This window comes from Lacticaseibacillus sharpeae JCM 1186 = DSM 20505 (assembly GCF_001436225.1).
In the GTDB taxonomy this organism is placed as follows: Bacteria; Bacillota; Bacilli; order Lactobacillales; family Lactobacillaceae; genus Lacticaseibacillus; species Lacticaseibacillus sharpeae.
Window position 1 is genome coordinate 1 of sequence record NZ_AYYO01000019.1, and the last position, 24,149, is coordinate 24,149.

Consider the following 24,149-nt stretch of genomic DNA (forward strand, 5'->3'; position numbering starts at 1 on the left):
CAAGTGGTTTTACAAATACGGTTCAACGCAAAAACAATGATAGCCAGTTTTGAGGGCGTAAGCTGCTATTTCTCTTAGTGAGCGAAGCGAGCTTAGAGAAATGCACAAACACGGCTCTGCCGCGTTTGTTCCTCAATTAAATAGAGTGTGGTGGCGATGGCAAGAAGGATACACCTGTTCCCATGCCGAACACAGAAGTTAAGCTTCTTAACGCCGATAGTAGTTGGTGGGAAACTGCCTGCGAGGGTAGGAAGCTGCCACGCTCATTATTCCGGTTTAGCTCAGTTGGTAGAGCACCTGACTGTTAATCAGGTTGTCGTCGGTTCGAGTCCGACAACCGGAGTTTTTTATGGAGAGTTGTCCGAGCGGCCGAAGGAGCATGGTTGGAAACCATGTATACGGGTTTTGCCTGTATCAAGGGTTCGAATCCCTTACTCTCCGTAGTGATTAGGGCTAAACGTCATGTTTAGTCCTTTTTGTTTATCTTCGTTTACGTTTTGTATATCCTACTGAAGTCTGATTGACGCGGATTAGTTGATATTGCAAAATACAGGTATAGAGTAATGATGATCAGGTAGCCGCGGAGACGACGCATGATTTCAGGTGGCTGCACGTTCCATCTAAATGGAGGGCAATTATGAATTACGATACGTTCTTAATCACAAACAGTAATAAATTCCCGAGTGTGGCAATTGGTGGTCTGCACAGTCAGATGCAGACGGCGCCAGAGGGTGCGCAAATCGCCGTGATGACTGCTAGTTATCGTGAGCCGATTGTTGCACTGCTGCTATCGTTCTTCCTTGGCGTTTTTGGCTTCGACCGCTTCTATATTGGTGATGTCGGCCTAGGCGTTGGTAAACTAGCCGCAACGTTTCTGACGTTCGGGGTGGCGGGTTTCATTTGGTGGTTTATTGATCTTTTCCTGATTATGGGCGCAACCCGGCGGAAGAACTACGAAGAGGCCATGACTATTCTGAGCTATGCTGGGATGCAGCAGGGCAGTGCGGCTAACTACACGGATCAAGGAACTGATAACGACACTGGCGATGACAGTGATTTTGACGACTTCTAGGCCTAAATACGCGCGTAACCACACAACACCGGTGCGGGCGATATTTGCCTAGAGCGGCGTCTGTGCTATAATTGATAGGCATTATACGCGGGCGTGACCCGTACACAAGGAGGCAGTATTATGGACACACAGGAAATTGCTCTTGGCGATAAGGTGACTGTTAAAAAGAATGCCGATGTTCCCCTGACATTTAAGGGAACCGTCGAGAAAATTTACGTCAACTCTGCCCTGCTGACAATCGACGACTTCGATAGTGAAGATGCGGTTGTTGTTGATGACCTGAAGAATAAAACCGTGGTTAACTTCAAGCACATTCGTAAAGGCGGCAAGCCAGTTACCGCACCCAAGCCTGAAGAAGACGAAAAAAAGTAAACTAAAAGCCCTCCTGAATGAAATCAGGAAGGCTTTTTTAGTCCCTACATTTCGTAGTCGTTGTTCGCCGGATCGTTCAGGACGAACTGCCAGAGGAACAGGTCATCGGCGATGAGGTACGCGCACAGGCCGGCCAAGAACAGTGGGCCAATGGCGACGGTGACCATGCCGTACAGGGTGAACAGCGCAAACGAGAAGATGAAGTAAAACGCGCGCTTAGGCCGCCACGTGACGGTGCTGCGCCGATATAGCGCGAGGTAGATGCCGAGAGTGGCCGTGTAGATAAACAGGAGCACAAGCGTCCAGGCGGCGAAGTTCCACGGCAGGATGCGGCCGGCGATGAACAGGCGCGCAACACTCGACATGAGCAAAATGGCAGTCACGAGCGGGAAGTGAACCAGCAACGCGTAGATGGATGACTTGGTGGTTTGCTGGTTAATCCCTGAGGCCACAATCAGCAGGTAGCTCAGCAGCAATAAAACGGTGCTGCCGAAGAACAGGATTGATTGAATATCGATGTGGTTCAGACTGTCGGTCACCTGGAGCGTTGCCCGGGCGCAGATGAACAGGGTGAAGATGGTGAGGCGGTTGCTAATGTTCAGGAAATGGGACTGTTGCGTCAGTTTTTTCCGCAACACCAGGGGTCCCAGTGCCGTGGCGCCAGTCGCAATGGCGAAAATGACGTTCCCGGCAACCGATGTGCCCGCCGCAAGCGACAGCAGGGCGATGGCACTGCCAATCAGCAGGTTAATGGCCAGGATCTCGGCGAGGGGCTCGTGCTCGTGCCAGGCCAATAGGTACTGGCAGCCAACGCTCAGCAGCAGGATGGCCGCGAACAGTTTGCTGGTGCTCGTCAGGTCGTCCCCAATTAGGCTGAACGTCGACGACAAATAGATGGTGAGGAATAAGTTCAGGGTAAGGAACAAATTGTCGACGACGGGTCGCTCGCGGTAACGACTGCTGTAGATGACTTGGTGCGTCCAGATTAACCAGAAGAAGGCCAGGACGACGATGTATTTAACGAAACTAAGCCACACGATTTCGCCAAAGTCGGGGAAAACCATGGCTCTGGTAATATGGCTGAGCACGAAGGTGAAGAGTACGTCGTAGAACAACTCCGGGACCTTCGCGGCAGTGGTTGGTATTCTCGGCACGATTTTCCTCCTTTCCGTTTTGACGCGCAAAACGAAACTCAATTGGTTACTATTCTAACGGTTTTTAGCCTCGTGAACAAATTTTCAGTGCGGTTTTCAGGAACAGTGTATAATAATAGCTGGATTCAAAGGTGGAGTAGGGGTTCGAAGCCCTTACTCTCCGTGTTAAGGTAAGTGAAAGGAAGCAACCATGGCCAAACTAGTTTTGATTCGCCACGGCGAAAGTACCGCGAATTACGATAATACATACACCGGCTGGTCTGACGTGCCGCTGACCGGTAACGGCCGCGTGCAGGCAACGCTTGCGGGTGAGCGGCTGGCCCGCGAACACATCGCCTTCAGCCAGGTGCACACGTCCATGCTGCGCCGGGCCATCATGACCGCGTACATCGTGCAGGACGCCATTGACCAGGCATACGTGCCAATCACTAAGAGCTGGCGGCTGAACGAGCGGCATTATGGCGCACTGCGGGGGCTGAATAAGGACGTGACCCGTGAGCTGTTCGGCCCCAAACAGGTTGCCCAGTGGCGGCGGAGCTACACTGCGGTGCCCCCACGATTAGCGGTGCCGGATTTGGAAAGCAAGTATCGTGCGTGGCCCGCAAGCATCGTGCCTGCCGGGGAGAGCCTGGCGGATGCGCAGAAACGGCTACTACCATACTGGGCGGATCAGATTGCCCCCCGTTTGTTGCGGGGTGAAAATCAGCTCGTCGTGGCACACGGTTCCACGCTGCGGGCGCTCATCAAGTACTTAGAGCAGATTGCGGATGCGGATATTGACGGCGTCGAGGTCGGTAATGCTGAGCCCATCGTCTATGATTTGGACCGGCATTTACACATTATCAGTAAGAACATTCTGCACGTTAATTAACGCGCGCAGTGGAGTTGCCCGGCAGTCTGGGTGGGAAGAGTGAGTATGGATTGGACGAACGCAGCATTTCTGTTTACGGTCATCACGAACGTCGCTGTATTTTTCGGCGGCATCTCGTTTGTCGACTGGATCTGGGCGAATAAGGCACATAATTCGTTCTTCAAGCAGCATGGTGATCAAATCGAAATGGCGTTAGGCTTACTCTTTCAGGTCTATCTGTTGTGGTACTACCTGATTAATCACCATTACAACTCTGCCGCTTTGGGGAGCCACTGGCCCGCGCTGAACTTGATGCTGGCCGTTTCGTATATCTTTGATTTGCTAGTGGCCAGTAAGTGGCAGTTCGCCCTTAGTGCCGGCGTGACGGTTATCTATGCCGTGGCCTTTGCGGAACACTTCAACTTGCTCGCAGTGGTGCTCCTGGCCATTGTGATTGCCTGTCAATGGGTGCTGTCCACTCGCGGCTGGCTGTTCTGGAAGAATCGGACCAAGATTTACCTCGTGTTTGGGGTATACGGGGCCGCTGCGTTTGGCAGTTATGCGTTGCTCACGACGGTGCCGACTGCCGCCGGCTTTTGGTTGCGCCAGCTCCTGGCGTTTGCAATCCTGGCCGTTTGCAGTTATGAATATTTCCGCACGCTACTAATGCGGCAGGTGCAAACTGAATATGAAATAGAAGCGGGGGCCACTGACGGGCTCACCGGCATTAATAATTTTGGCACCTTCAACGCGGACATGCAGCGCAATTACCAGCAGTTTCGGACGGACGGCGCGCAGTTCGCCATCTATGAACTCGATGTCGACTGGTTCAAACGGGTGAATGACCTGCACGGCCATATCCTGGGCAACGAGGTATTGAAGCAAGTAGGCCAAGCACTAGCGACATTCGCGCAGGAGCAGCCCGCTGCGACCGCCTACCGTCTGGGTGGCGAAGAGTTCTGCCTTGTCGTTTACAACGCACAGCAGGACGCTGACGGCCACTGGCGGGTGGCGACAGCGCTCAAGCAGTGTTTGGACGGGTTAACCTTTACCGATGACGGCACGCAGTTTGGTGTAACGGTATCGCTCGGGCAGGCGGAAGTCCGTCCGGATGATCTGAACTACCTGGATGTGTACAAACGCGCTGACAGGTCGTTGTACGAGGCTAAACGCGCCGGGCGGAATCGCATCAACATTGATGGCGTGATGAAGTAGCACAATTCAAAAATGCGGCGTCAACCCTGGGGTTGGCGCCGCATTTTTATGTTGATTTATTTGTAATTGAGAATCCACATGAACCCGATGAACACGAAGAAGAGCAGGTACATGATTGGTGACACTTCCTTGCCGCGCTTGGCCGCAATCATCGTCATTGGGTACATGATGAACCCGAGTGCAATCCCGTCAGAGATACTGTACGTGAGGGGCATGCCCAGCACGATGAGGAATGATGGAATGGCGATTTCGAGCTTGTCCCAGCTGATGTTCTTCAAGTTAGCAGCCATGAGCACCCCAACGATAATCAGTGCTGGTGCCGTTACTTGCGTGGTCACAACGGCCAACAGTGGTGAGAAAAACAATCCGAGCAGGAAGAATACCCCGGTGGTGACGGCGGTCAGACCGGTCCGACCACCAACTGCGATCCCCGCGGAAGATTCCACGAAGGCGCCAACTGGTGAGGTCCCAAGCAGCGAACCGGCAAGCATCGCGGTGGAGTCAGAGGCCAGGGCCTTACCAACGCGCGGCATCTTGTTGTCCTTCATGAAGCCTGCCTGGGTTGCCAGACCGACAAGTGTGCCGGCGGTGTCGAAGAAGGTGACGAGCAGGAACGTGAGAACCACCACCCACATCTGGATGGAGTTGATGTCGCCGATGTGCTTAACAGCGGCGAAGAACGTTGGCTTAAGGCTTGGTGCGGCGGAGATGATGGCGCTTGGTGCGTGAATCAGGCCGGTTACGAGACCGAGCAGCGTCGTGAGCACCATCCCGATGAAAATCCCCCCGGGAACGCGGCGAACCATCAGCAGTGCCGTGACGACCAGTCCGAAGATGGTTAGCCAGGTGGTACCAACGCTGAGTGAACCGAGACCGACCAGCGTGGACTTGTTTGCCACGATGATTCCCCCGTCACTCAAGCCGAGGAAGGCGATGAACAGCCCAATCCCCCCGGAGATGGCGTACTTCAGGTCGGACGGAATGGCGTCGATAATCATTTCGCGCAGTTTGAAAATCGTGATGAGAATGAAGATCAAAGAGGCAACGAACACACCGGCAAGGGCTGTCTGCCACGGAATCTTCATCCCGATGCAGACGGAGTAAGCGAAGAACGCGTTAATCCCGAGTGCTGGTGCGGTCGCGATTGGGTAACGGGCCAGAATCCCCATGAGGAAACAGCCCAGTGCGCTCGCCAATGCGGTAGCGGTGAAGACCGCACCCTTATCCATCCCTGAAGCCCCCAGTACGGATGGATTGACGAACAAGATGTATGCCATGGAGATGAAAGTGGTGAACCCGGCGAGGATTTCCCGACGCACGGTTGTGTTCAGCTTTTCAACTTCGAAATAGGCAAGAAACTTCTCTTTCATAAAAAATGCCTCCTAAAAATACGAACGTTCGGCGATTTGCCCGCCGAAACAACAGGAATAATATTACAATAAATCCGAATGTAAGTAAACAACGAATTTCAGACAACGTGAAAACACGAACATTATTTTGTGTCTCTACGTAGCGTTGCCTAAAATCGTTCGTGTTTTCGATATGGATGAAAACGCAAGAACACTGAAATAATTTATGAAAATAGGCCCAAAACGCAAAAACGTCCCCAGCATAACTTGCGTGCTGGGGACGATAAATCTTTTGCTTAATCTGGCTGCGTGCTGGTTGCCGCGATGGGTCGCGCCAACGTTTAGTCTGGTAATTTTAAATCTTCTGGGTGCACGAGGTGGAGCTGGCGCACGAAGATGAAGTTCAGCAGCCCGGCGAGTACGACCGGAACGATAACGAAGGCAATAAGTACGCGGACACCAACCATGGCGCCGGTAGATTCTTGCCAGGCAGTGAGGGGCCCAATCAATCCGGAGAAACCGAAGCCGGCGGAGAAGGGGGTCCCGTTGAGATTGAGGGCTGCGGCAGTGGCGCCAGTGATGGCCGCACCGATGATGACGGGGATGAACAGTTGCGGTTTCCGCAGCATATTCGCCATCTGGATCTTAGGTGAGCCGAGGAAGTGCGCCAGGGTGCCACCAAGTGGGTTCACGGACGCGCCCATCCAGGCGAGGGTGAAGCTGGCGACCACGATGCCGGCGTTGGCGGCCCCGGAACCAACGCCAGAAAGCGTGATGGCAGTGGCGATGCCGACGGTGGACAGGGGACTCAAAATCAAAATGGCGAAGAGCACGGCCAGCGCCACGCCCATCAGAATTGGGGTGAGGTGCGTGGCCGCAGCGACCACGTCCCCGACTGCTGTCTGCACGGCAACCATGGGCTTCAAGGTGAGCAGCCCAATCCCGCCGCCGATGAGGAGCACCAGTGTGGGCTCCAGCACGATTTTGAGCTGGCCCAGGTGATCTTTAAGCACGAGCACGATGCCGGTGGTGATGAACAGCGTCAGCATGATGTTCAAGATTGAACCGGTGCCGGCGAGGGCGTAACCGGCGTTCTTCGGTAACGTAACGATTGCGCCGGAACTGACGAAGCTGGCCAGGGCGATGCAGGCGGTGTCCATGATTTGCAGCTTCAGCATGTGGCCAACCACGACGGCGGCAACGGCGGCGAGCAGACTCTGCACGACCGTGACCATCATTGTGATTTCGCTGACGACCGGACCAGCAGGGAACAGTTTGAGCAACTGGCTGGTCAGGGCAGCCGGAATCAAGGTGATGACAATCCCGAGGCTGGAGCCGTTCAGGATATTGAGCGTATATTCTTTGAGCGTGAGACGATTAGCTGTGGCGTACATTTTTTACTCCTTATTAAGCGAAAATTCGGTGCATTACTGGATTGCGTTCTTCGGTGTGGTTCCGTTCAGCACGGCGGTCACGTCGTCCAGCGAGATGTCGACCATGTTCTGGACTGCAATGTTGGTGAAGAAGGAAATGTGGGGCGTGATGATGACGTTATCCATCGCGTGCAATTGCGCAATCAGTGGCTGCTCGTCGATGCCGTCCTCAGTATGGTCGAAGTTGAAAATGTTCTCCTCGCCCGTCACGGTGTCCAGGCAGGCAGCGGCAATCTGCTTGCTTGCCAGCGCGGCAACTAAGGCAGCGGTGTCGATAACTGGACCGCGGCTCGCGTTCACGATGCCGGCGGTCTTCTGCATGAGGCCCAGCTCGCTGGCGCCGATGAGGCCGGCGCTCGTTGCGTTCAGGTCAACGTGCAGGCTGACCACGTCACTGCGGCGGAGCAGGTCCTCCTTGCTGGTGTAGGTGACGATGTCCTGCAAGTCGGCGCGCTCCTTCACGTCATAGGCCAAAACGGTGGCGCCCAGGGCGTGCAGCAAGTTGGCGAGGGTGCCCCCGATACGGCCGGCACCAATGATACCGATGGTCGCGGAGTGAATTTCTTTAGCCTGTAATCCGGCCCAGGAGTAGTCGTTACGGCGAACACGGTTGTCGACCACGGCGCTCTTGCGTAAGATGCAGAAAATACCCATCAGCGCGTTCTCGGCGACCGAGCGCGGGGAGTAGGCGGGAACGTTGGTCACAATCAGGCCGGCAGCATGGGCCGCTGGCACGTTGATGGTGTCGTAGCCCGCAGTCCGGGTACTGAGCTGCTTGATGCCATAGCCGGCCAGTGTTGCGTAAACCGTGTCGTCGCCGATGGGTGCGCGTTGCTGGATGACGATGCCGTCGTAACCCTTAGCTTGGGCCACCGTGGTGCCGTCGAGCAAGTCGGTGGTGGTGTCAATTTGCATATCATTGGCCGCGGCGTGCGCGTTAATGGCAGCCATTTCGTCGGGCCGCACGCTGTACATCAGTACTTTAGTCATTGTTTTTCCTCCAAATAATGGGTGGCGTTAGTGTTTGTTGGCCGCAACGTAAGCACCGAGGCGCTTCATTGCTTCCTGCAGGGTCGCCATGGATGCGGCATAGCTAATCCGCACGTGTGCTTCACCCCCAGGGCCGAAACCACTCCCCGCGATGACCGCGAGCTTGTTCTTGCGCAACAGGTCGTAGCAGAATTCCGTGTCGTCTTGAATGCAGCCAGTCGGAATCTTGGCGAACACGTAGAAGGCCCCGTTCGGTTCAGGAATCGCAAAGCCCATCTTGGTCATCTCCGCGACAACATAATCGCGCCGCTTGATGTATTCTGCCTTCATCGCTTCTGAGTCTTCCCGGCCCGCTTCAGTGGCCAAGGCTTCGGTTGCGCCGGCCATTGCGGGGTTGGACGCCACGGTGACGTTGAACGCGTGGGCCAAGGCGACGCGCTTCATGAGGTCCGCGGGTCCGGCGATGAAGCCAATCCGCCAGCCCGTCATGGCGTGGGACTTGGAGACCCCGTTGATGAGCAGTGTTTGTTCAGGCAGTGCCGCGGCGAAGGACGCGTGCTTGCTGCCGTAAGTGAGTTCGGAGTAGATTTCGTCGGAGATCACCACGATGTCGGTGTCGGCAACAACTGCGGCGATGGCTGCGACTTGCTCCTTATTGTAGGTCACGCCGGTTGGGTTAGACGGGAAGTTGAGCAGGATGGCCTTCACGCGCGGGCCTTCTTCAGCGATGGCCGCCTTCAGCTGGTCAGGGGTCAGGACAAAACCGGTGGCTTCAGTGTTGATGTAGACTGGAATCCCGCCGTTAATGCGAATCAGCTGGTCGTACAATGAGAATGTCGGGCTAGGCATCAGCACCTTGTCGCCGGGGTTGAGCACCGCGTCCAAGCAGGAATGCAGCGCTTCGGTGGCGCCGACCGTGACCACTAATTCAGAGTCCGGATTGTAGTCGAGGTTGTAGCGGTCTTTGAGGAAGCCCGTTGCGGCCTGGCGCAGCTTAGGCCAGCCGTTCGAGGGGCCGTAGTGGGATTCGTCGTTGTTGATGGAATCGATGGCGGCGCGTTTGATGTGCTGCGGCACGTTGAAGTCGGGTTCACCAAGTGTGAGTTTGACCACGCCGGGAGTGCTGCTGGCTTCGGCGTCAAAAACCCGGATGGGGTTTGGCTTCAGGCCGTCGTAGGTGTGCTTCAAATCTTGCAGGAGACTAGCTTTAGTGTTGGGCATATTGCAATCCTTTCTGGTTGAGGGACGGGAGCGATTAATTCAAAAAAACACCGGGTGCTTCTCGACGATTGAGAAACATCCGGTGTTTTGGTTGGGCTTCACCAATGAAGCCAATAATCAACTCAGCACGTGGATGTTTCTGCCGTCATCCACGCACCGCAAAGTTCCCGGTACTCGGATGACTATCCGAAAAACCGGGTAAAAAACTTGCGTGCTGCTGTGTTTCGTTGATTAGTCATAATTAAAACTCCCTGACAAATTGATGGGCCTAGCATATAACCAAATTAAATGACCGTCAAGAATAAATTTGTGGCATAACATAATTTTGCCACGTTACAAGTGACAAAATTATATTTATTTCTGCGCCAATGCCCGTACCATCAGGGTTACACACTTAGTTTGTGCCGCGACAAAAATTTGTTTAAATATAGCTGTTTCTGTCCCACTAGTGGCGCGATATACTGGTAGTAATCATTAAAACGGAGGTTTGACTATGCGTAAAATTCTTGTGCTGCACACCGGTGGCACCATTTCCATGACTGCCGACGAATCCGGTGCCGTGGCGCCCAGTACCACCAATCCGCTGCTCGCGGCGGGGATGCACCTCGACAGCGACATCGAACTAGAGGTGGAGGAAATCTTCAACCTGCCTTCACCGCACGTGACACCAGCGAAGATGCTGGTGCTCGCCAAGCGCATTCGCCGCGCCCAGATGGCCGGCGTGACGGGTGTGGTCGTCACCCACGGCACCGACACGCTGGAAGAGACCGCGTACTTCTTGGACCTCACGCTCGATCCGCAGATTCCCGTCGTCGTGACTGGGGCCATGCGTTCCAGTAACGAAATCGGCTCGGACGGTGTCTACAACTACCAGTCCGCCATCAAGGTGGCTGCCAGCGCCGGTGCGCGCGGTAAGGGGTGCCTGGTTGTGATGAATGACGAAATTCACACGGCACGCTTCGTCACCAAGACACACACGACCAACGTGGCCACATTCCGCACGCCCACGTTCGGACCTGTGGGTTTGGTGACCAAGGACGGCGCGCGGTTCTTCCAGGAACTGATTAACCAGGAGGCCTGCCCAATCGACTCGGTCGATGCGAACGTGGTGCTTATCAAGGCGTACGCGGGAATGGACGGCACTTTATTTGACCTTTTGCCCGATTCAGTGGACGGCGTGGTTATTGAAGCCTTGGGTGCGGGTAACATGCCGCCAGCGACCCTGCCGGCAATCCAGAAGCTCTTGGACCGGCACGTGCCGGTGGTACTTGTGTCCCGGTGTTTCAACGGGGTCGCCGAGCCGGTGTACGATTACGCTGGTGGCGGGATTCCGCTTCAGAAGCAAGGCGTGATTTTCTGCCAGGGACTGAACGGCCAAAAAGCGCGGATTAAGCTGATTGTGGCGCTCAGTGCGGGTAAGCAGGGCGAGGCCTTGGCCCAGTACGTCAACAACGCGGTTTCCTAAAAAAACAAACCCCCGAAAAATTTTTTCGGGGGTTTTGCGTTCTTTTCGCGCAATCTAGTTATGAGGTGATGACTAGATGTTTGTAAGTGAAGATGAACGGGGAAAGCGCGTGACGTTGCTCTCGCACGCGCAAGCAGCCCGGCTGCGGGCCGGCGGGGGACAGTATCGTTGCCCGGCCTGCCACGGGGCGGTGCTAATCAAAAATGGCAGCCAGATGCCCGCCCATTTTGCCCACCGCCACAATGCCTGTGTGGCCAGCGAGCCGGAAAGCGCCGAGCACCTGCGCGGCAAGCTGCTCTTGGCAGAGATTGGCCGTGCGGCGGGCTGGGAAGCTGAATTTGAGGTGTACGTGCCGGCCATCAAGCAGCGCATCGATGTGCTGCTCAGGCGGGGGCCGGCGCGCCTCGCGCTTGAGTTCCAGTGTAGCCCGCTGGCCGCGCCCAAGTTGCGTGCCCGCACCCAGGGCTACCGGCAGGAAGACATTCCGGTACGCTGGATTTTGGGGCACCGCTATGACCGGCTGGCGGCAGCAACGAAATTCGCCCGGTTGGCCCCAGACGGGCGGCTAATGACCGAACACCTAGATGTGCAGCACGGCAAATTGTTTTTGCGCACCGACCTGCGTACCAGTTTTTGTCAGCAACAAGAACTTTGGCCCCATCCTGGAGGTGCGCACCTGGTGGGTAAACCACCGGTGCTGGTGCAAAGTGCGCGTGAGGTGCAACTATCCTTGCATTACCGCGACCGTAAAATCATGGCGCTGCAAAATGCGTGTTATGCGCGCCGCCTAAACCTGCTCGGGTGTCCGTGGGTGGTGCACCAAGACTGTGCCTGCTTCCCCGGCCTTGCACTACCTGAATGGGCACTGCGGGTAATGTGGCTGTTGCGGTTTAGCGGCCGCAATATTTCCCAGGCGGACAACACGCGGTTTTGGGCGCAGTATTGCCGCACAGCGAGCATGCCGCTGGTTAACTGGGCCCGTTATCTGGAGCAGCTTGCACCGGTGTTTTGCCGGGTGCTGGTTAATGCACAGCTGTTGACGCCGACTCCTACCGGCTGGCGCTGGGTGCGGGCGCCGCAGTGGTTTAGCGGCATCGATGCGAAACTTGCGCAGCTGCCTTAGCTGTGCGCAGTTGCCCGCACAATCTTACTGGTGACCTTGCTGGGCTGAATGTGGAACTGCTCTTCAAGATTGGTGAAAAAGGCGTTGGCGGGCTCGAAGTCGCTGTATTCCATTTCGAGTTCCCAGTCGCAGTAACCGTCGGGGTATTGCGTGTGGTCAACTACCAGCAAGCCGGCAGCAAAGGGGTACTCCGAGCGCGTGGTGGTTGCGCGCGCGAAGGGCTTGACGGCATCCAGGTCAATGCCCAGCACGTGCAGCTGGCTGGCGACGGTTCCGGGAGCCAGAATTTTGCCCGCGTCTGCCAGCTCGCTAGCTTGCATGGTGGTGAGTGGATCGGTGTATTCCAGAATTTTGCGCGGGACGGCGTTGGCCAGCACCTTGATGGTCTGTTCACCGTGGTCCGCAAACTGACGGATACGCAGGGCGCAGCGGCTAGCAGCGAGGGCGCGTTTAGCTGTGTCGAAGTAGGTGTTGGTTTGGGTGTATGGGGCATTGAAGGCGTAAGCGGTGGTGATGGCGCCAGCCTGGTCGGCATTGATTAGACACTTGAACTCTTTTTCAGTATTAACAGGCATGATGTCCTCCAGTGATTTGTGGTCCGGGCGGTAAATAATAGCGCGCGAACCAGAATCGGCGGTTAAATTACAGTTGTTTTTGCACACGCATATTTTAGCACGCCTGAATCCGGGCAGATAACTTTTCTTTTTGCTATAATAGTACGGGATTAACATAGAATAGATAAGTACGCCCACCAACAGGTTGTGGGTGCGAGTGTTTGGGAGGCCTTTGTGATGGTGCAAAACTGGGATCAATTTTTAATGCCGTATGAACAAGCGGTAGCCGAACTGAAAATAAAGTTTCGCGGCATGCGCAAACAATACCAACAAGCAAGCAAGCACTCTCCAATCGAGTTCGTGACGGCGCGGGTGAAGTCGGTGGATTCAATCATCGAAAAGCAGGCGCGGCGCTACATTGATGACGATGTGCTTGAAACGGACATGCAGGATATCGCCGGGGTGCGGATCATGTGCCAGTTCGTGGAAGACATCTATGAAGTGGTGAACCTGCTGCACCAGCGCACCGACATGGAAGTGCTGGAAGAGCGGGATTACGTCACGAACGTTAAGTCGTCTGGTTACCGGTCATACCACGTGGTGATTGAGTACCCCGTGCAGCTGGTGGACGGCGAGAAGAAGATTCTGGCGGAGATTCAGATTCGCACGATGTCGATGAACTTCTGGGCCACGATTGAGCATTCGCTGAACTACAAGTACCAGGGCGAATTCCCGGATGACTTGAAGGCACGACTCAAGCGTGCGGCCGAGGCCAGTTTCCAGCTGGATAAAGAGATGTCCGAAATCCGTGAAGAAATTCAGGAAGCTCAGCAACTGTTTTCATACGGCAAGGGGCAAGATTTGCCGCAGATGTCGGGGATGCAATACAGTGCGGATAACGATGACAGTGCAGGACAGCAGCCAAAGACGCCGGATGACCATCCGGACGCCAAGGAGGAACGTTAATGCGAGTTTGGGTATTTCATAATTCAGGTGAATCAAGTACGAACGCAGCCCACGCGCTAAGCAAGAAGCTCAAGGCAGCGGGATTCACCGTGAGCCCAGCCCGCCCCGACGTGGTGATTACGGTTGGCGGCGACGGTACGCTGCTCTCCGCCTTTCACCGGTATAACGCCGCGTTGGACAAGATTCGCTTCGTGGGGGTGCACACGGGACACCTCGGTTTCTACACCGACTGGCGTGATTTTGAGCTCGATGACCTGGTGCAGGCACTCCTGAACGATAAGGGCGAACGCGTCGGTTACCCGTTGCTGGACATCAAAGTTACGTACGAAGACGACACGACCGGGCATTATGTCGCGCTCAACGAATCGACGCTCAAGCGGGTGTCGGGCACGATGAAGACCGACGTGTTGATTAAGGATAACTTCTTTGAGAGTTTCCGCGGGGATGGCCTGTGCATCTGCACGCCCACCGGCTCCACGGCGTATTCGAAGTCTAACGGCGGGGCGGTGCTGCACCCCCGGCTGGAAGCACTTCAGATTACCGAAATCGCGTCGATTAACAACCGCGTTTTCCGGACGCTGTCGGCACCAATCATCATTGCACCGGACGAGTGGGTGGTCTTGAAGCCCGCGCCAGGGGTGAATTACGTGATGACCATTGACCAGTTCAACATGACGGACCGGCCGATTAAGGAAGTTCGCTACAAGATTGCGGACGAACGCATCTACTTCGCTCGCTACAAGCACATGCACTTCTGGGACCGCGTGGAGGACGCCTTCATCGGGGCGAAGAACTAATGTTGCTGAAGTGGATTGTCCAGGATGAACGCCCGGTGCGGTTGCAAAAATTCCTGGTGCAGCAAGGAATGAGTATGGCCCAAATGACCCGACTGAAGTTTCACGGTGGGGCCATTTTTGTGAACCACAAGCAGCGCAAGTCGGCGTTCACCTTGCACCAAGGGGACGTGGTGCGCGTGCTGATGGCGCCGGAAGTGCCGGCCGACGCGGTGGTGGCCACCCCCGGACCGGTAGATATCGTGTACGAGGACCGCGACCTGTTGGTGGTTAACAAACCCGCGGGGACGGCCTCGATTCCGGCAGCGAACAAGGCGGATGACTCGATGGCCAATTTCGTGAAGTACTACCTGCAGCAAAGCGGCGCGGATAGCACGTCGATTCATGTAGTTACCCGGCTGGACCGGGACACCAGCGGTCTGATGATTTTTGCCAAGCACTCCTTCGCCCACACCCTGCTGGACCGGCAGCTGCACAGCAAGTCGCTGGATAAGCAGTACCTGGCCATTAGCAGTGGGCCGGTGCCGCTGATGCACCACGGCTGGCTGGTTTTACGGCTGGGCCTGTCGTCTGACTTCTACATGCGCCGGGCGGTGACACCGGACGGCAAAAAGTCCGTCACGGAATACCGCACACTGGCGCAAACCGGGCCGTACGCCTTAACGCGCGTGTACCTGCACACGGGGCGCACCCACCAGATTCGCGTGCATTTTGCTAGCATCGGCCGGCCACTCGTGGGTGATTCGCTGTATGGCGGGGAAATGTTGCTGGGACGGCAGGCGCTGCACTGCAGCGACCTGTACATCAAGCACCCGTTCACCGGGGAAGATTTGCACCTGCACGCACCGCTAACTAGCGACATGCAGCAGTTGCAGGAGCAGTTAGGGCTAAAAAAATAAGCGGCTGAACCGCTTATTTTTTTGCGCTAAATTACAGTTTCAGCTGATATTGATCAGCTAAACCAAAGACATCCGGACCCAATTTGCCATAATCGTCCAGTAGTGCGTGGAATTCTTGTGCTTGGGCAATATTCAGCCGCATGGTGGGAGCAATATGCGCCTGCAATTGTGGATACGGCGCGTCTTGGCCAAGACGGGCAAACAACCGGCGCGAATAGGAATCGGCGACAAACGCTGGCCGCATGAACACATACAGCAGCATGACATCGGCCGTTTCGTTGCCGACGCCTGGTAAATCCCGCAGCCGTTTGCGCAGGCTGGGCGTGGGCAGCGCCGCCAGCTCGTGGTAGTGGTCGTGATATGCCTGTAGCACGGCGCGTAAATAACGAGCTTTGTTTTTGTAGAAACCGCTGGGACGAATCAGCGCTTGTAGCTGACCATCTGGCAGTGCGAGGAGGGCCGCTAACCCGAAGTTCGTGGCTGCATCAAGATTGGCTAAAGACCGGTCAACATTCTTATAGTTCGTGTTTTGAATGAGAATCATCCCGCACAGTAGTTCTTCCGTGCTGCGGGCCGGCCACCAGTGGCGGGGCCCCAATTTGGTGTATAGAATGTGGTAAAGTTCGTTAACGTCGATTGCGTGCATCTTTGGCTCCCTGATTAGAATTGGTTCCAGTATAAGGCACTAGCTGCGGGTCTTCACGGACAAGTTTGGCCAGTCCGTCCGGCAGCAACAAAAAAGGAGCGGACATGTTGTCCGCTCCCAAAAGCTTACTTAGCTGTCAGTTCACCGAGTACGTGGGTCCCATGTACCTGGGAAACACCCATTGCGGCCATGACTTCATCCTTGTTGCCATCGTTGACGCCCCCACCAGGCAGAACCTGGATGCGGCCGTCAGCCCAGTCAACGATTTCCTTCAGGTGTTCAAGGTTGTCGGTGACCTTGGTGTCGAGCAGGCCACCATGGGTCAGGACACGCGTGAAGCCTTTTTCAACCAACCAGTCGAGGGCAGCCTTCTGATCCTCATGTGGAATCCAGTCGAAGGCCAGGTTGCAGACCAGCTGCATGCCACTAGCTGCGGCAATCAGGTTCTCCATTGCGTCGACATCGAAGTGGTTGTCTGGAGTCAAGGCGCCGAAGATCACGGCGTCCATGCCGATGGACTGCATGTCGAGCATGTCGCGTTCCATAATCTTCAGTTCGGTGTCGTTGAAGTAGTAGTCACCACCGCGGGGCCGCACCATTGCGACGACCGTTGCGTTGTGTTCGTGGCAGTACTTCAGGGCTTCAATGGCGGTACCTTTTGTGGCGGTCGTCCCACCAGCACCGAGGTTACCGACCAGTTCGATGCGCTGGGCACCGGCAGCCATTGCGGCAGGAATGAGGGTGAAGTTTTCAATTGCAATTTCGTTAAGCATAGTTATCTCCAATCAGTCACGCTACCGCAACTGCGGCAGCTTTTATAAGAACATTACTAGTAAAACGACAATCCCGAGGGCAATCCGGTACCAACCAAAGCCGGTGAAGTCGTGTCCCTGCACGAACTTCAGCAGCCACTTGATGGTGACCCAGGCCACAATCATCGAAACGATGAAGCCAGTGGCCAACACGGCGATTTCGCCGCCGCCAAAAGTGTTGCCCTTAAGGAAGAATGAACCCATCTTGAGGATGGAAACCCCGAACATCGTGGGGATGGCGAGGAAGAACGAGAATTCGGTCGCAACATAGCGGGAGGTCCCGAGGAGAATGGCCCCGAGAATCGTTGCCCCACTACGGCTGGTCCCAGGCACGATGGAGAGGGCCTGGAAGAGGCCAATCAGAATCGCGAGTTGGAACGAGATGTCCGCCAGGCTAGTGACCACTGGCCGGCGGTTCTTGTTGTAGCGTTCAATGATGATGAACAGAATCCCGTAGATAATCAGCGTCGTTGCGATGACGGGTGGGGTCTGCAGGTGTTCATCCATCCAGTCGTTGAGTGGCAACCCAATGATGACACTCGGAATGACGGCGACGATGACCTTGAACCACAGCGTCCAGGTTGCGTTCTTCTCCGCGTGCGTCTTGCTGGGCGCGAGTGGGTTGAGCTTGTGGAAGTACAGGAAGACCACGGCCATGATGGCGCCGAGTTGAATCACATAGTTGAACATGTACTTGAAATCGGCGCTTTGGCCCATGTGAATCACGGACTGCACCAGATCAATGTGCCCGGTCGAGCTGACCGGCAGGAATTCCGTTAACCCTTCGACAATCCCAATGATGATTGCCTTAATAATATCTGCCATTAATACTTTTACTCCTTCACTATTACAATAGCTACAAGTATAGCAGATAGTTATTTAGTCAAGACGGGTCGTTACTTGTTTTTTGCCAAAGTTTTAGGCAAATACCACGCAAACTGTTTCTGGCGTCGGAATGTTGATGGCCAGGGTGGTCAAAGTCCCGTTGACGGGGTCGCGGCGGTACAATGTGCCGTTGTCCGAGTTCTGGTTCACTGCCAGCAGGTAGTTGCCACTAGGGTCGATGGCGAAGTCGCGGGGGAAGTCGCCAAACGTGCTGACGTGGTTCACGAATTCCAGTTCGCCGGACCGGTCAATCGCAAAGGTGGCGATACTGTTGTGGCCCCGGTTGCTGGTGTACAGGAAGCGGGCGTCGGCGCTGATGCGTACCGCGGCGGCACCGTTATGTTCAGTCCAGTCGGTGGGAATGGTGGTTAATGTCTGGCGCACAGCGAACGTGCCGTTAGTTGCGTCGTAGTCCAGCACCTGCACCTTGCTACTGAGTTCACCCAGCAGGTAAGCGACAGGCTTAGTTGGGTGGAAGACGATGTGCCGCGGACCAAAGCCAGGGGCGGTCTTGAACACAGTTGGTGTGCTCAACTTGCCGGCTGCACTGACTTCATAGGTGCTAACGGTGTCGTTACCAAGATCCACGACCACAATCCGCTTGTCGGGAGTGAGCCCGGCAAAGTGGACGTGGCTGGCGTCTTGCTCGGGCAATGGACCATTGCCGTTGTGCTTAGCTTCGTCCGTGGCGACGAGGCTGCCATCTTCTTGGATTGCGTAAACGTTCAGGCGGCCTTCGTGGTAGTTAGCCGCATATACCAGCCGCCGGTCTTCGTCAACGCTCACGTGTGCGGGTGAGGTACCAGGTTGCAGGACGCTGCCGAGAATCTTAGGCTGCTCGCCGTTTAGATCCACTGCGGCCACCCCGCCGACGCCATCGCCGCCAGCGACTGTGTACAGGCGATTTGCCTTGGATAATGCCAGATATGTTGGGCCATTAATGCCAGTTACGTAGGGCAGTGGCGTGGACACACTCCCCGTGACGGTATCGAGTACCGCCTGATAAATCCCGGCGCCACCTTTTTTCGTGTAGCCACCTAGGATTACTTTTTCTTCTGCCAAAATATTGGCCCCCTTTCATAAGGTAGTATATATCTAAAGAAAGCGGATTCGCTACCCTCAAAACATGTTATCATGAATATATACCAAGTAGTGAGGATGAAGTGAAGTATGCAATTAAAATCTGTTGTTAAAGAAATTGGCGCGCAGGCACTCAGCCCCAAGGACCAAATGGTAATTCTGTTCGGGGACAAGGCGACCCCCGCGCTGCGTGACGTGTCTGTAATTCAGGAGTTCGCTGACCCCAGCGCCCAGAAAAAAATGACCGTCAAAGTGGGCGATCACCTATACATCAATCAGATTAAGTACCGCGTGATTGGCGTCGGCGGCATCACCAACGCTAACTTGCAGCAAATCGGTCACGCCACCCTCGTGTTCCAGCCCGTGCCGGCTGAAGACCAGCTGGGTAACGCGATTTACTTGACCCCAACCGCCAAGCCGGTGTTCAAGGTCGGCACCGAGATTGTGTACGATTTGGACTAAACAAAAACAACGATTGACCAGTTGCGGCCAATCGTTGTTTTTATTTTGCAATTTTTTAGGTTACCAGCTGGCTTTACGGACCCCAGGGATCTGGCCCTTGTGTGCGAGCTGCCGGAAGTTGAGGCGGGACATCCCGAACTTACGCATGTAGGCGTGCGGCCGGCCGTCGAGTTCGTCACGGTTGTGCATCCGGACAGGCGAGGCGTTGCGGGGCAGGGTTGCCAGTGCCGCGTAGTTACCGTCCGCCTTGTACTGTGCGCGCAGGTCGGCGTACTTGGCGACCGTGCGGGCAATTTTTTGTGCTTTCGCAATTTTTGACTTCTTGGCCAATGTATAGCTCCTTTTCACTAATGGTGTCTTCGTGGTTGGAGTCGGTTCGCTTCTAACAATACGGTTATTGTAGCACTAAAAAAGCAGAATTACTAACTTTTTGTCAGTAATTCTGCAAGGTAAGTTAGAAAAATTTGTTGCGCCAGAATTGAATCCCCAAAACGAGGGCAATGATCACCGAGATGCCGATGGTGATGACCCAGCTCCAGTGGGTGCCCGCGAACGGTAATTCAACGTTCATACCGTAGAAGGAGAAGACGAGCGTGGGGATGGTCAGGATGATGGAGTAGCTGGTGAGGAACTTCATCACGCCGTTCATGTTGTTGTTGATAACGGAGGAATACGTATCGGCGGTTTCGCGGATGATGGAGTTACTAATCTGCGCCATTTCGGTTGCCTGCTGGTTTTCAATGGTGATGTCATCCAGGTAATCGAGCTCTTCCTCGTTCAGGTGCAACACGTTGCCCCGGCCCAGGTTGTCGAGCACGATGCGGTTAGTCCGCAGACTCATCATGAAGTAAACCAGACTGCGCTGAATGCCCATGAGTCCGTAGAGTTCATCGTTGCGCAGCGTTCGTTGCAACTTGTTTTCGATTTGCACGCGGGCTTTGTTGATGTCGCGCAGGTAGGTGAGGTAACTGACGCTGACCTGATACAGGAACTGGAAGGCGGAGTGGTAGGCGTTGCGCGGGTCGAAGCTCGGCACCTTGCCCTCCGCGAAGTACTGCATGAGCGGAATGTCTTCGGTGTGAATGGTGATGATGCACTTCTTGGTGACGATGACCGCCAGCGGGATGGTTTCGTAACCGTTGCTGCGCTCGGTGCGCTGGGGGACGGGCATGTCGTAAATAATGAGGCTGCTGTCGGTGTCATCGTCGTATTCAAACCGCGCACCTTCGTCAGGGTCCAGGCCATAGAGCAGGAAGTCTTCGGGGGCACCAGTTTGGGCCATCAGTTCGGCCCGTTCTTTTTGATCGGGCGCCACGACGTTAATCCAGACACCAGTTTCGATTTTATTGGTTTGCATGACCCCGCCGCCATTGCGGTGCTTGTATATTGTGAGCATGGTTATTCCTCCACCGTCGCCGTTTTTTGGTCAACTTGCTTCTACCCCTAAGGATACGGCAAATAGAGTCCAGGTTAAAGTATCCTTGTGATATTAATTCTTGCAGAAATTTGCAATTGTTCATCGTAGGTGGTATATTTTTCACGAGAATTTTTCTTTGATTTTTATCAGGTGCGTGGTTGCCGGGTTTGATAAAAATTAACGATTAAGTCTTTACTAGCGTATCTTCTCGCCGTGTCAAAACCGAGGGGATGCGCTTTTTTCATGCCCAAAGCCTTGGGGATTGCATGATGCTAGCAAACTGTCCGGGTGGGGGCAACCACGTTTTGGAAGCTTGCATGAAACCGAAAACACTTGTGCAAAAATCATGCACAGATTTTTCGAGCAAAAAGCGGTAGAATTGTAATTAATTAATTGTCGATGATACATAGTGAGGGGTAAATAAATGACCAACCATATTGTTTTGTACCAACCAGAGATTCCGCAGAACACCGGGAACATTGCGCGCACGGCGGCCGGCACCGACTCTGTGCTCGACATCATCCGGCCGATGAAGTTCGAAATCAACGACCACACCGTGCGCCGCGCCGGCCTTGATTACTGGGACAAGGTTAAGCTGGTGTTCCACGACAGTCTGGAAGAGTTCCTCGCAACCGTGCCAGATCAGCGCTACCTGTACCTTATCACCAAGTTTGCGGACACGACGTACTCGGACGCCGACTTCAGCGATACCAGTGTTGACCACTACTACATGTTCGGTAAGGAAACCACGGGGCTGCCCGAACCATTCATGCGGGCCAACCCGGAGAAGTGCTTGCGGATTCCGATGACGGAAAACATTCGCGCGCTGAACTTGTCCAACTGCGCCGCGCTGGTCACGTACGAGGCGCTGCGCCAACAGAATTTTGCCGGGCTGGAGAAGTCACACACGTACGCACACGATAAGTTAAAGTAACGGTTAGAGGGGTGTTAGGCCATGTTCTTTGTGTCTAACACCCCTCTTAATGTATAATCGTCTCTGTAGAATTGGGGGAAATGGGCAATGCCACAAACCAAACGTAGAAAAACAACCACAAGGCGTCCAGCTGCGCGTAAGACTAAGCGCAAGGCCGGCGATTATACAATGAACTGGTTTGGCGCCGGCATCACGGCGTTTGGCCTGCTCGCACTCTTTCACCCAGGCATGCTGGGGGTGACGATTGCCAACGTGCTCCGGCTGCTCGGCGGGGATACATATCTGGCGCTGGCCGTCGCGTTTATTTTTGTGGGCGCGTGGATGGTCGTTGCGGGGCACATGCCGCCGCTGCGCAAACGCGTCATCTGGGGCATCGCGCTCATGTATCTGGCCAGCCTCATTGGCTTTACTGGGTACGTGATGCACGCCAGTAACGTGCACGCCCACTTTTGGTCTGCCACCTGGTTTATCCTGAAGACCGACTTTGCCGCCCTGACGACGGGGACGCCGGCCGGGGGCGGACTGCTCGGGGCGCTGATTTATACCGGGACGTACCCGCTGCTGGGGCAAGTCGGCAGCTACATCGTGGCCGGAATTATCGCACTTGTTGGCCTTTGCCTGTTCTTTGGCATCCAGTCCAGCCAGATTTTTGACGTGTTGCACCGGATTGGACATGCGCTTGCTGAAGGCGTATCGCGCATCCGGACGGCCATTAGTGACTGGCATGAACGACAGTTGAGTGGTCAAGCGAATAAGCCGGCAAAGGGTAAACACGCGGCAGTGCAGCCGGCGCGGACCACGGATGAAGTGGACGCCAAGGAATTACCGGCGGCCCACGAATTTACCGACCCGCTCGCGGGCCAGGATATTCCAGAGCCTGAATTTAAAATTAACGTTGCCGATACGCCGATTCCGGATCCGATTACTGACAGTGCAGCGACGTTAGCGCCGGCACCGACTGCTGCAGATAAGGCGGATAATGCGGCTGACAGTGATGCGGAAATCGTCACTGGCGACCCAACTGATGATTACAAATTGCCACCACTAGACATTCTGTCCCAACCTGCGCCCGTTGACCAGCGGGAAGAGCAGGACGCCATTCGCGTTAATCGGGGGAAGCTGGAGCGGACCTTTGCCAGCTTCGGCGTGGACGTGAAGGTGACGGCGGCGACCCTCGGCCCGTCAATCACGAAGTACGAAATCCAGCCGGCAATCGGGGTCAAAGTTTCCAAGATTGTGAACCTCGCCGATGACTTGGCACTAGCGCTGGCAGCTAAAGATATCCGGATTGAAGCACCCATTCCCGGTAAGAGTCTCATCGGGATTGAAGTGCCGAACCAGCACATCCGGACGGTTGGCTACAAAGACGTGCTGCGCGCAACGCCTGCACATCCGGACAAGCCGCTTGAAGTGCCGCTGGGCCAGGACGTTGCGGGTAGTATCGTGACGGCCGACCTGGCGAAGATGCCGCACATGTTGATTGCCGGGGCCACTGGTTCCGGGAAGTCAGTCATGATTAACGTCATTATTACCAGCTTGCTCATGCGGACCAAGCCGACAACCGTGCGGCTGATGCTGATTGACCCGAAGAAGGTTGAACTGTCCGTGTACGATGGCGTGCCGCACTTGCTGGCCCCCGTGGTGACGGAGGCTAAGCGGGCACCGGCAGCCTTAAACAAGATTTTGCAAGAAATGGAACGCCGCTACGAACGCTTCGCCGCGGCTGGCGTCCGCAACATGGGCGAATACAACCGCAAAGTGAGCGAGAACCCTGACGAAGGGCTGAGCAAGATGCCGTACATCGTGGTCATCGTCGACGAACTGGCCGACCTGATGATGGTGGCCGGTGCTGAGATTGAAACTGCGATTATCCGCATCGGCCAAATGGCGCGGGCGGCGGGGATTCACATGATTATCGCCACCCAGCGGCCTAGTGTCGACGTTATTACTGGGCTCATCAAGGCCAACATTCCTTCCCGCATGGCGTTTGCCGTGTCGAGTGGGGTGGACTCCCGTACTATTTTGGATGCCAATGGGGCTGAAAAGTTGCTGGGCCGTGGGGACATGCTCTATGACCCAATCGACATGAATAAGCCGCAGCGGGTTCAAGGGGCCTTCATCCCGTCCGCCGACGTTGAAGCGGTGGTGAAGTTCATCACGGATCAGGTGAAGCCCGCCTATGACGAGCAGATGATTCCGACCGCGGAGGATGAAAAACAAGAAGAGGGCGGCGACAGCGACGATGAGTTGTTCGACGACGCACTGAAGTTTGTGCGGGAAAAGCAGTCGGCCAGCACGTCGATGCTGCAACGCCGCTTCCGGATTGGCTATAACCGGGCGGCCCGGTTGATTGATGACCTAGAGAATCGCGGCTACATCGGACCCGCGGATGGCAGTAAGCCACGCAAGGTGTTCGCGAAGGCACCGGGTGAAAATGAATAAAGATGGTGCGCAGC

General features: G+C 55.2%; 24 protein-coding genes, 2 tRNA genes and 1 rRNA gene. 15 read left to right on the forward strand and 12 right to left on the reverse strand.

Going from position 1 to position 24,149, the window contains the following annotated elements:
• Positions 1-146 precede the first annotated feature (146 nt).
• From rrf to FC18_RS05100, 5 genes are all read left to right on the forward strand, one after another.
• A 5S ribosomal RNA gene (rrf, locus tag FC18_RS05080) occupies positions 147-263 on the forward strand.
• A 7-nt stretch (positions 264-270) separates the two neighbouring features.
• Positions 271-343, forward strand: a tRNA-Asn gene (locus tag FC18_RS05085).
• A gap of 8 nt (positions 344-351) precedes the next feature.
• Positions 352-441: transfer RNA gene (locus FC18_RS05090), tRNA-Ser, on the forward strand.
• Positions 442-637: 196 nt separating this feature from the next.
• The gene (locus tag FC18_RS05095) at positions 638-1,072 is read left to right on the forward strand and encodes a TM2 domain-containing protein (RefSeq protein WP_054679688.1); all 435 of its coding nucleotides are present in this window, start codon (positions 638-640) and stop codon (positions 1,070-1,072) included.
• 120 nt (positions 1,073-1,192) lie between these two features.
• Positions 1,193-1,444, forward strand: a complete 252-nt coding sequence (locus FC18_RS05100; RefSeq protein WP_054679691.1) for a hypothetical protein — start codon at positions 1,193-1,195, stop codon at positions 1,442-1,444.
• Positions 1,445-1,488: 44 nt separating this feature from the next.
• Here FC18_RS05100 and FC18_RS05105 read toward each other — a convergent pair whose 3' ends face one another.
• Positions 1,489-2,598 carry a low temperature requirement protein A gene (locus tag FC18_RS05105; RefSeq protein ID WP_162260705.1) on the reverse strand — a complete coding sequence of 370 codons (1,110 nt, stop codon included), beginning with the start codon at positions 2,596-2,598 and terminating at the stop codon, positions 1,489-1,491.
• 190 nt (positions 2,599-2,788) lie between these two features.
• On the opposite strand from FC18_RS05105, the gene FC18_RS05110 reads away from it, so the two are divergent.
• Both FC18_RS05110 and FC18_RS05115 read left to right on the forward strand, forming a co-directional pair.
• Positions 2,789-3,469, forward strand: coding sequence for a 2,3-bisphosphoglycerate-dependent phosphoglycerate mutase (locus tag FC18_RS05110; RefSeq protein ID WP_054679702.1), 681 nt, complete (start codon positions 2,789-2,791; stop codon positions 3,467-3,469).
• Between the two features lie 45 nt (positions 3,470-3,514).
• Complete coding sequence (locus FC18_RS05115; RefSeq protein ID WP_056975639.1) at positions 3,515-4,663, forward strand: GGDEF domain-containing protein; 1,149 nt, start codon at positions 3,515-3,517, stop codon at positions 4,661-4,663.
• A gap of 56 nt (positions 4,664-4,719) precedes the next feature.
• Here FC18_RS05115 and FC18_RS05120 read toward each other — a convergent pair whose 3' ends face one another.
• The 4 genes from FC18_RS05120 to FC18_RS05135 all read right to left on the reverse strand — a co-directional run bounded on the left by FC18_RS05120 (position 4,720) and on the right by FC18_RS05135 (position 9,656).
• Complete coding sequence (locus FC18_RS05120; protein ID WP_056975641.1) at positions 4,720-6,033, reverse strand: NCS2 family permease; 1,314 nt, start codon at positions 6,031-6,033, stop codon at positions 4,720-4,722.
• A 320-nt stretch (positions 6,034-6,353) separates the two neighbouring features.
• Complete coding sequence (locus tag FC18_RS05125) at positions 6,354-7,406, reverse strand: PTS sugar transporter subunit IIC (protein WP_054679711.1); 1,053 nt, start codon at positions 7,404-7,406, stop codon at positions 6,354-6,356.
• Positions 7,407-7,439: 33 nt separating this feature from the next.
• Complete coding sequence (locus FC18_RS05130; RefSeq protein WP_056975643.1) at positions 7,440-8,435, reverse strand: NAD(P)-dependent oxidoreductase; 996 nt, start codon at positions 8,433-8,435, stop codon at positions 7,440-7,442.
• 27 nt (positions 8,436-8,462) lie between these two features.
• On the reverse strand, positions 8,463-9,656 hold the full coding sequence (locus FC18_RS05135) for an aminotransferase class I/II-fold pyridoxal phosphate-dependent enzyme (RefSeq protein WP_056975645.1): 1,194 nt from the start codon (positions 9,654-9,656) through the stop codon (positions 8,463-8,465).
• A 493-nt stretch (positions 9,657-10,149) separates the two neighbouring features.
• Between FC18_RS05135 and FC18_RS05140 the strand changes: the two genes are divergently transcribed.
• Together FC18_RS05140 and FC18_RS05145 are read left to right on the forward strand one after the other, a co-directional pair.
• Entirely contained in the window at positions 10,150-11,121 is a 972-nt protein-coding gene (locus FC18_RS05140) for an asparaginase (RefSeq protein WP_056975646.1), read from the forward strand.
• 76 nt (positions 11,122-11,197) lie between these two features.
• Positions 11,198-12,244 (forward strand): competence protein CoiA, encoded by a 1,047-nt coding sequence (locus FC18_RS05145; protein ID WP_054679714.1) that lies wholly within the window; start codon positions 11,198-11,200, stop codon positions 12,242-12,244.
• On the opposite strand, the gene FC18_RS05150 is transcribed toward FC18_RS05145, so the two are convergent.
• Positions 12,241-12,819, reverse strand: a complete 579-nt coding sequence (locus FC18_RS05150; protein ID WP_054679717.1) for a CYTH domain-containing protein — start codon at positions 12,817-12,819, stop codon at positions 12,241-12,243. The two genes, FC18_RS05145 and FC18_RS05150, sit on opposite strands and share 4 nt — an antisense overlap.
• A 216-nt stretch (positions 12,820-13,035) precedes the next feature.
• Here FC18_RS05150 and yjbM point away from each other — a divergent pair, with 216 nt between their 5' ends.
• From yjbM to FC18_RS05165, 3 genes are read left to right on the forward strand one after another with little or no spacing between them, the layout of a single operon-like run.
• Entirely contained in the window at positions 13,036-13,764 is a 729-nt protein-coding gene (yjbM, locus tag FC18_RS05155; RefSeq protein ID WP_054679719.1) for a GTP diphosphokinase, read from the forward strand.
• Positions 13,764-14,561: an NAD kinase gene (locus FC18_RS05160; RefSeq protein ID WP_054679721.1), complete on the forward strand. Its 798-nt coding sequence runs from the start codon at positions 13,764-13,766 to the stop codon at positions 14,559-14,561. Before yjbM ends, FC18_RS05160 begins: the two co-directional genes overlap by 1 nt.
• The gene (locus tag FC18_RS05165; protein ID WP_054679723.1) at positions 14,561-15,457 is read left to right on the forward strand and encodes an RluA family pseudouridine synthase; all 897 of its coding nucleotides are present in this window, start codon (positions 14,561-14,563) and stop codon (positions 15,455-15,457) included. Before FC18_RS05160 ends, FC18_RS05165 begins: the two co-directional genes overlap by 1 nt.
• A 31-nt stretch (positions 15,458-15,488) precedes the next feature.
• Here FC18_RS05165 and FC18_RS05170 read toward each other — a convergent pair whose 3' ends face one another.
• The 4 genes from FC18_RS05170 to FC18_RS05185 all read right to left on the reverse strand — a co-directional run bounded on the left by FC18_RS05170 (position 15,489) and on the right by FC18_RS05185 (position 18,862).
• Complete coding sequence (locus FC18_RS05170; protein ID WP_054679725.1) at positions 15,489-16,103, reverse strand: endonuclease III domain-containing protein; 615 nt, start codon at positions 16,101-16,103, stop codon at positions 15,489-15,491.
• A 125-nt stretch (positions 16,104-16,228) separates the two neighbouring features.
• On the reverse strand, positions 16,229-16,876 hold the full coding sequence (locus FC18_RS05175; protein WP_054679726.1) for a copper homeostasis protein CutC: 648 nt from the start codon (positions 16,874-16,876) through the stop codon (positions 16,229-16,231).
• Positions 16,877-16,918: 42 nt separating this feature from the next.
• The gene (locus FC18_RS05180) at positions 16,919-17,740 is read right to left on the reverse strand and encodes an undecaprenyl-diphosphate phosphatase (RefSeq protein ID WP_054679728.1); all 822 of its coding nucleotides are present in this window, start codon (positions 17,738-17,740) and stop codon (positions 16,919-16,921) included.
• A 93-nt stretch (positions 17,741-17,833) separates the two neighbouring features.
• Positions 17,834-18,862, reverse strand: a complete 1,029-nt coding sequence (locus tag FC18_RS05185) for a lactonase family protein (RefSeq protein WP_056975648.1) — start codon at positions 18,860-18,862, stop codon at positions 17,834-17,836.
• Positions 18,863-18,970: 108 nt separating this feature from the next.
• On the opposite strand from FC18_RS05185, the gene FC18_RS05190 reads away from it, so the two are divergent.
• Positions 18,971-19,342 (forward strand): PTS glucitol/sorbitol transporter subunit IIA, encoded by a 372-nt coding sequence (locus FC18_RS05190; RefSeq protein ID WP_054679731.1) that lies wholly within the window; start codon positions 18,971-18,973, stop codon positions 19,340-19,342.
• Positions 19,343-19,402: 60 nt separating this feature from the next.
• Here FC18_RS05190 and rpsN read toward each other — a convergent pair whose 3' ends face one another.
• On the reverse strand, positions 19,403-19,672 hold the full coding sequence (gene rpsN / locus FC18_RS05195) for a 30S ribosomal protein S14 (protein ID WP_054679732.1): 270 nt from the start codon (positions 19,670-19,672) through the stop codon (positions 19,403-19,405).
• 124 nt (positions 19,673-19,796) lie between these two features.
• Positions 19,797-20,738, reverse strand: coding sequence for a magnesium transporter CorA family protein (locus FC18_RS05200; protein ID WP_054679737.1), 942 nt, complete (start codon positions 20,736-20,738; stop codon positions 19,797-19,799).
• 445 nt (positions 20,739-21,183) lie between these two features.
• Between FC18_RS05200 and FC18_RS05205 the strand changes: the two genes are divergently transcribed.
• Both FC18_RS05205 and FC18_RS05210 read left to right on the forward strand, forming a co-directional pair.
• Entirely contained in the window at positions 21,184-21,693 is a 510-nt protein-coding gene (locus tag FC18_RS05205) for a tRNA (cytidine(34)-2'-O)-methyltransferase (RefSeq protein WP_054679740.1), read from the forward strand.
• Between the two features lie 87 nt (positions 21,694-21,780).
• Entirely contained in the window at positions 21,781-24,135 is a 2,355-nt protein-coding gene (locus FC18_RS05210; protein ID WP_056975649.1) for an FtsK/SpoIIIE family DNA translocase, read from the forward strand.
• Positions 24,136-24,149: the final 14 nt, after the last annotated feature.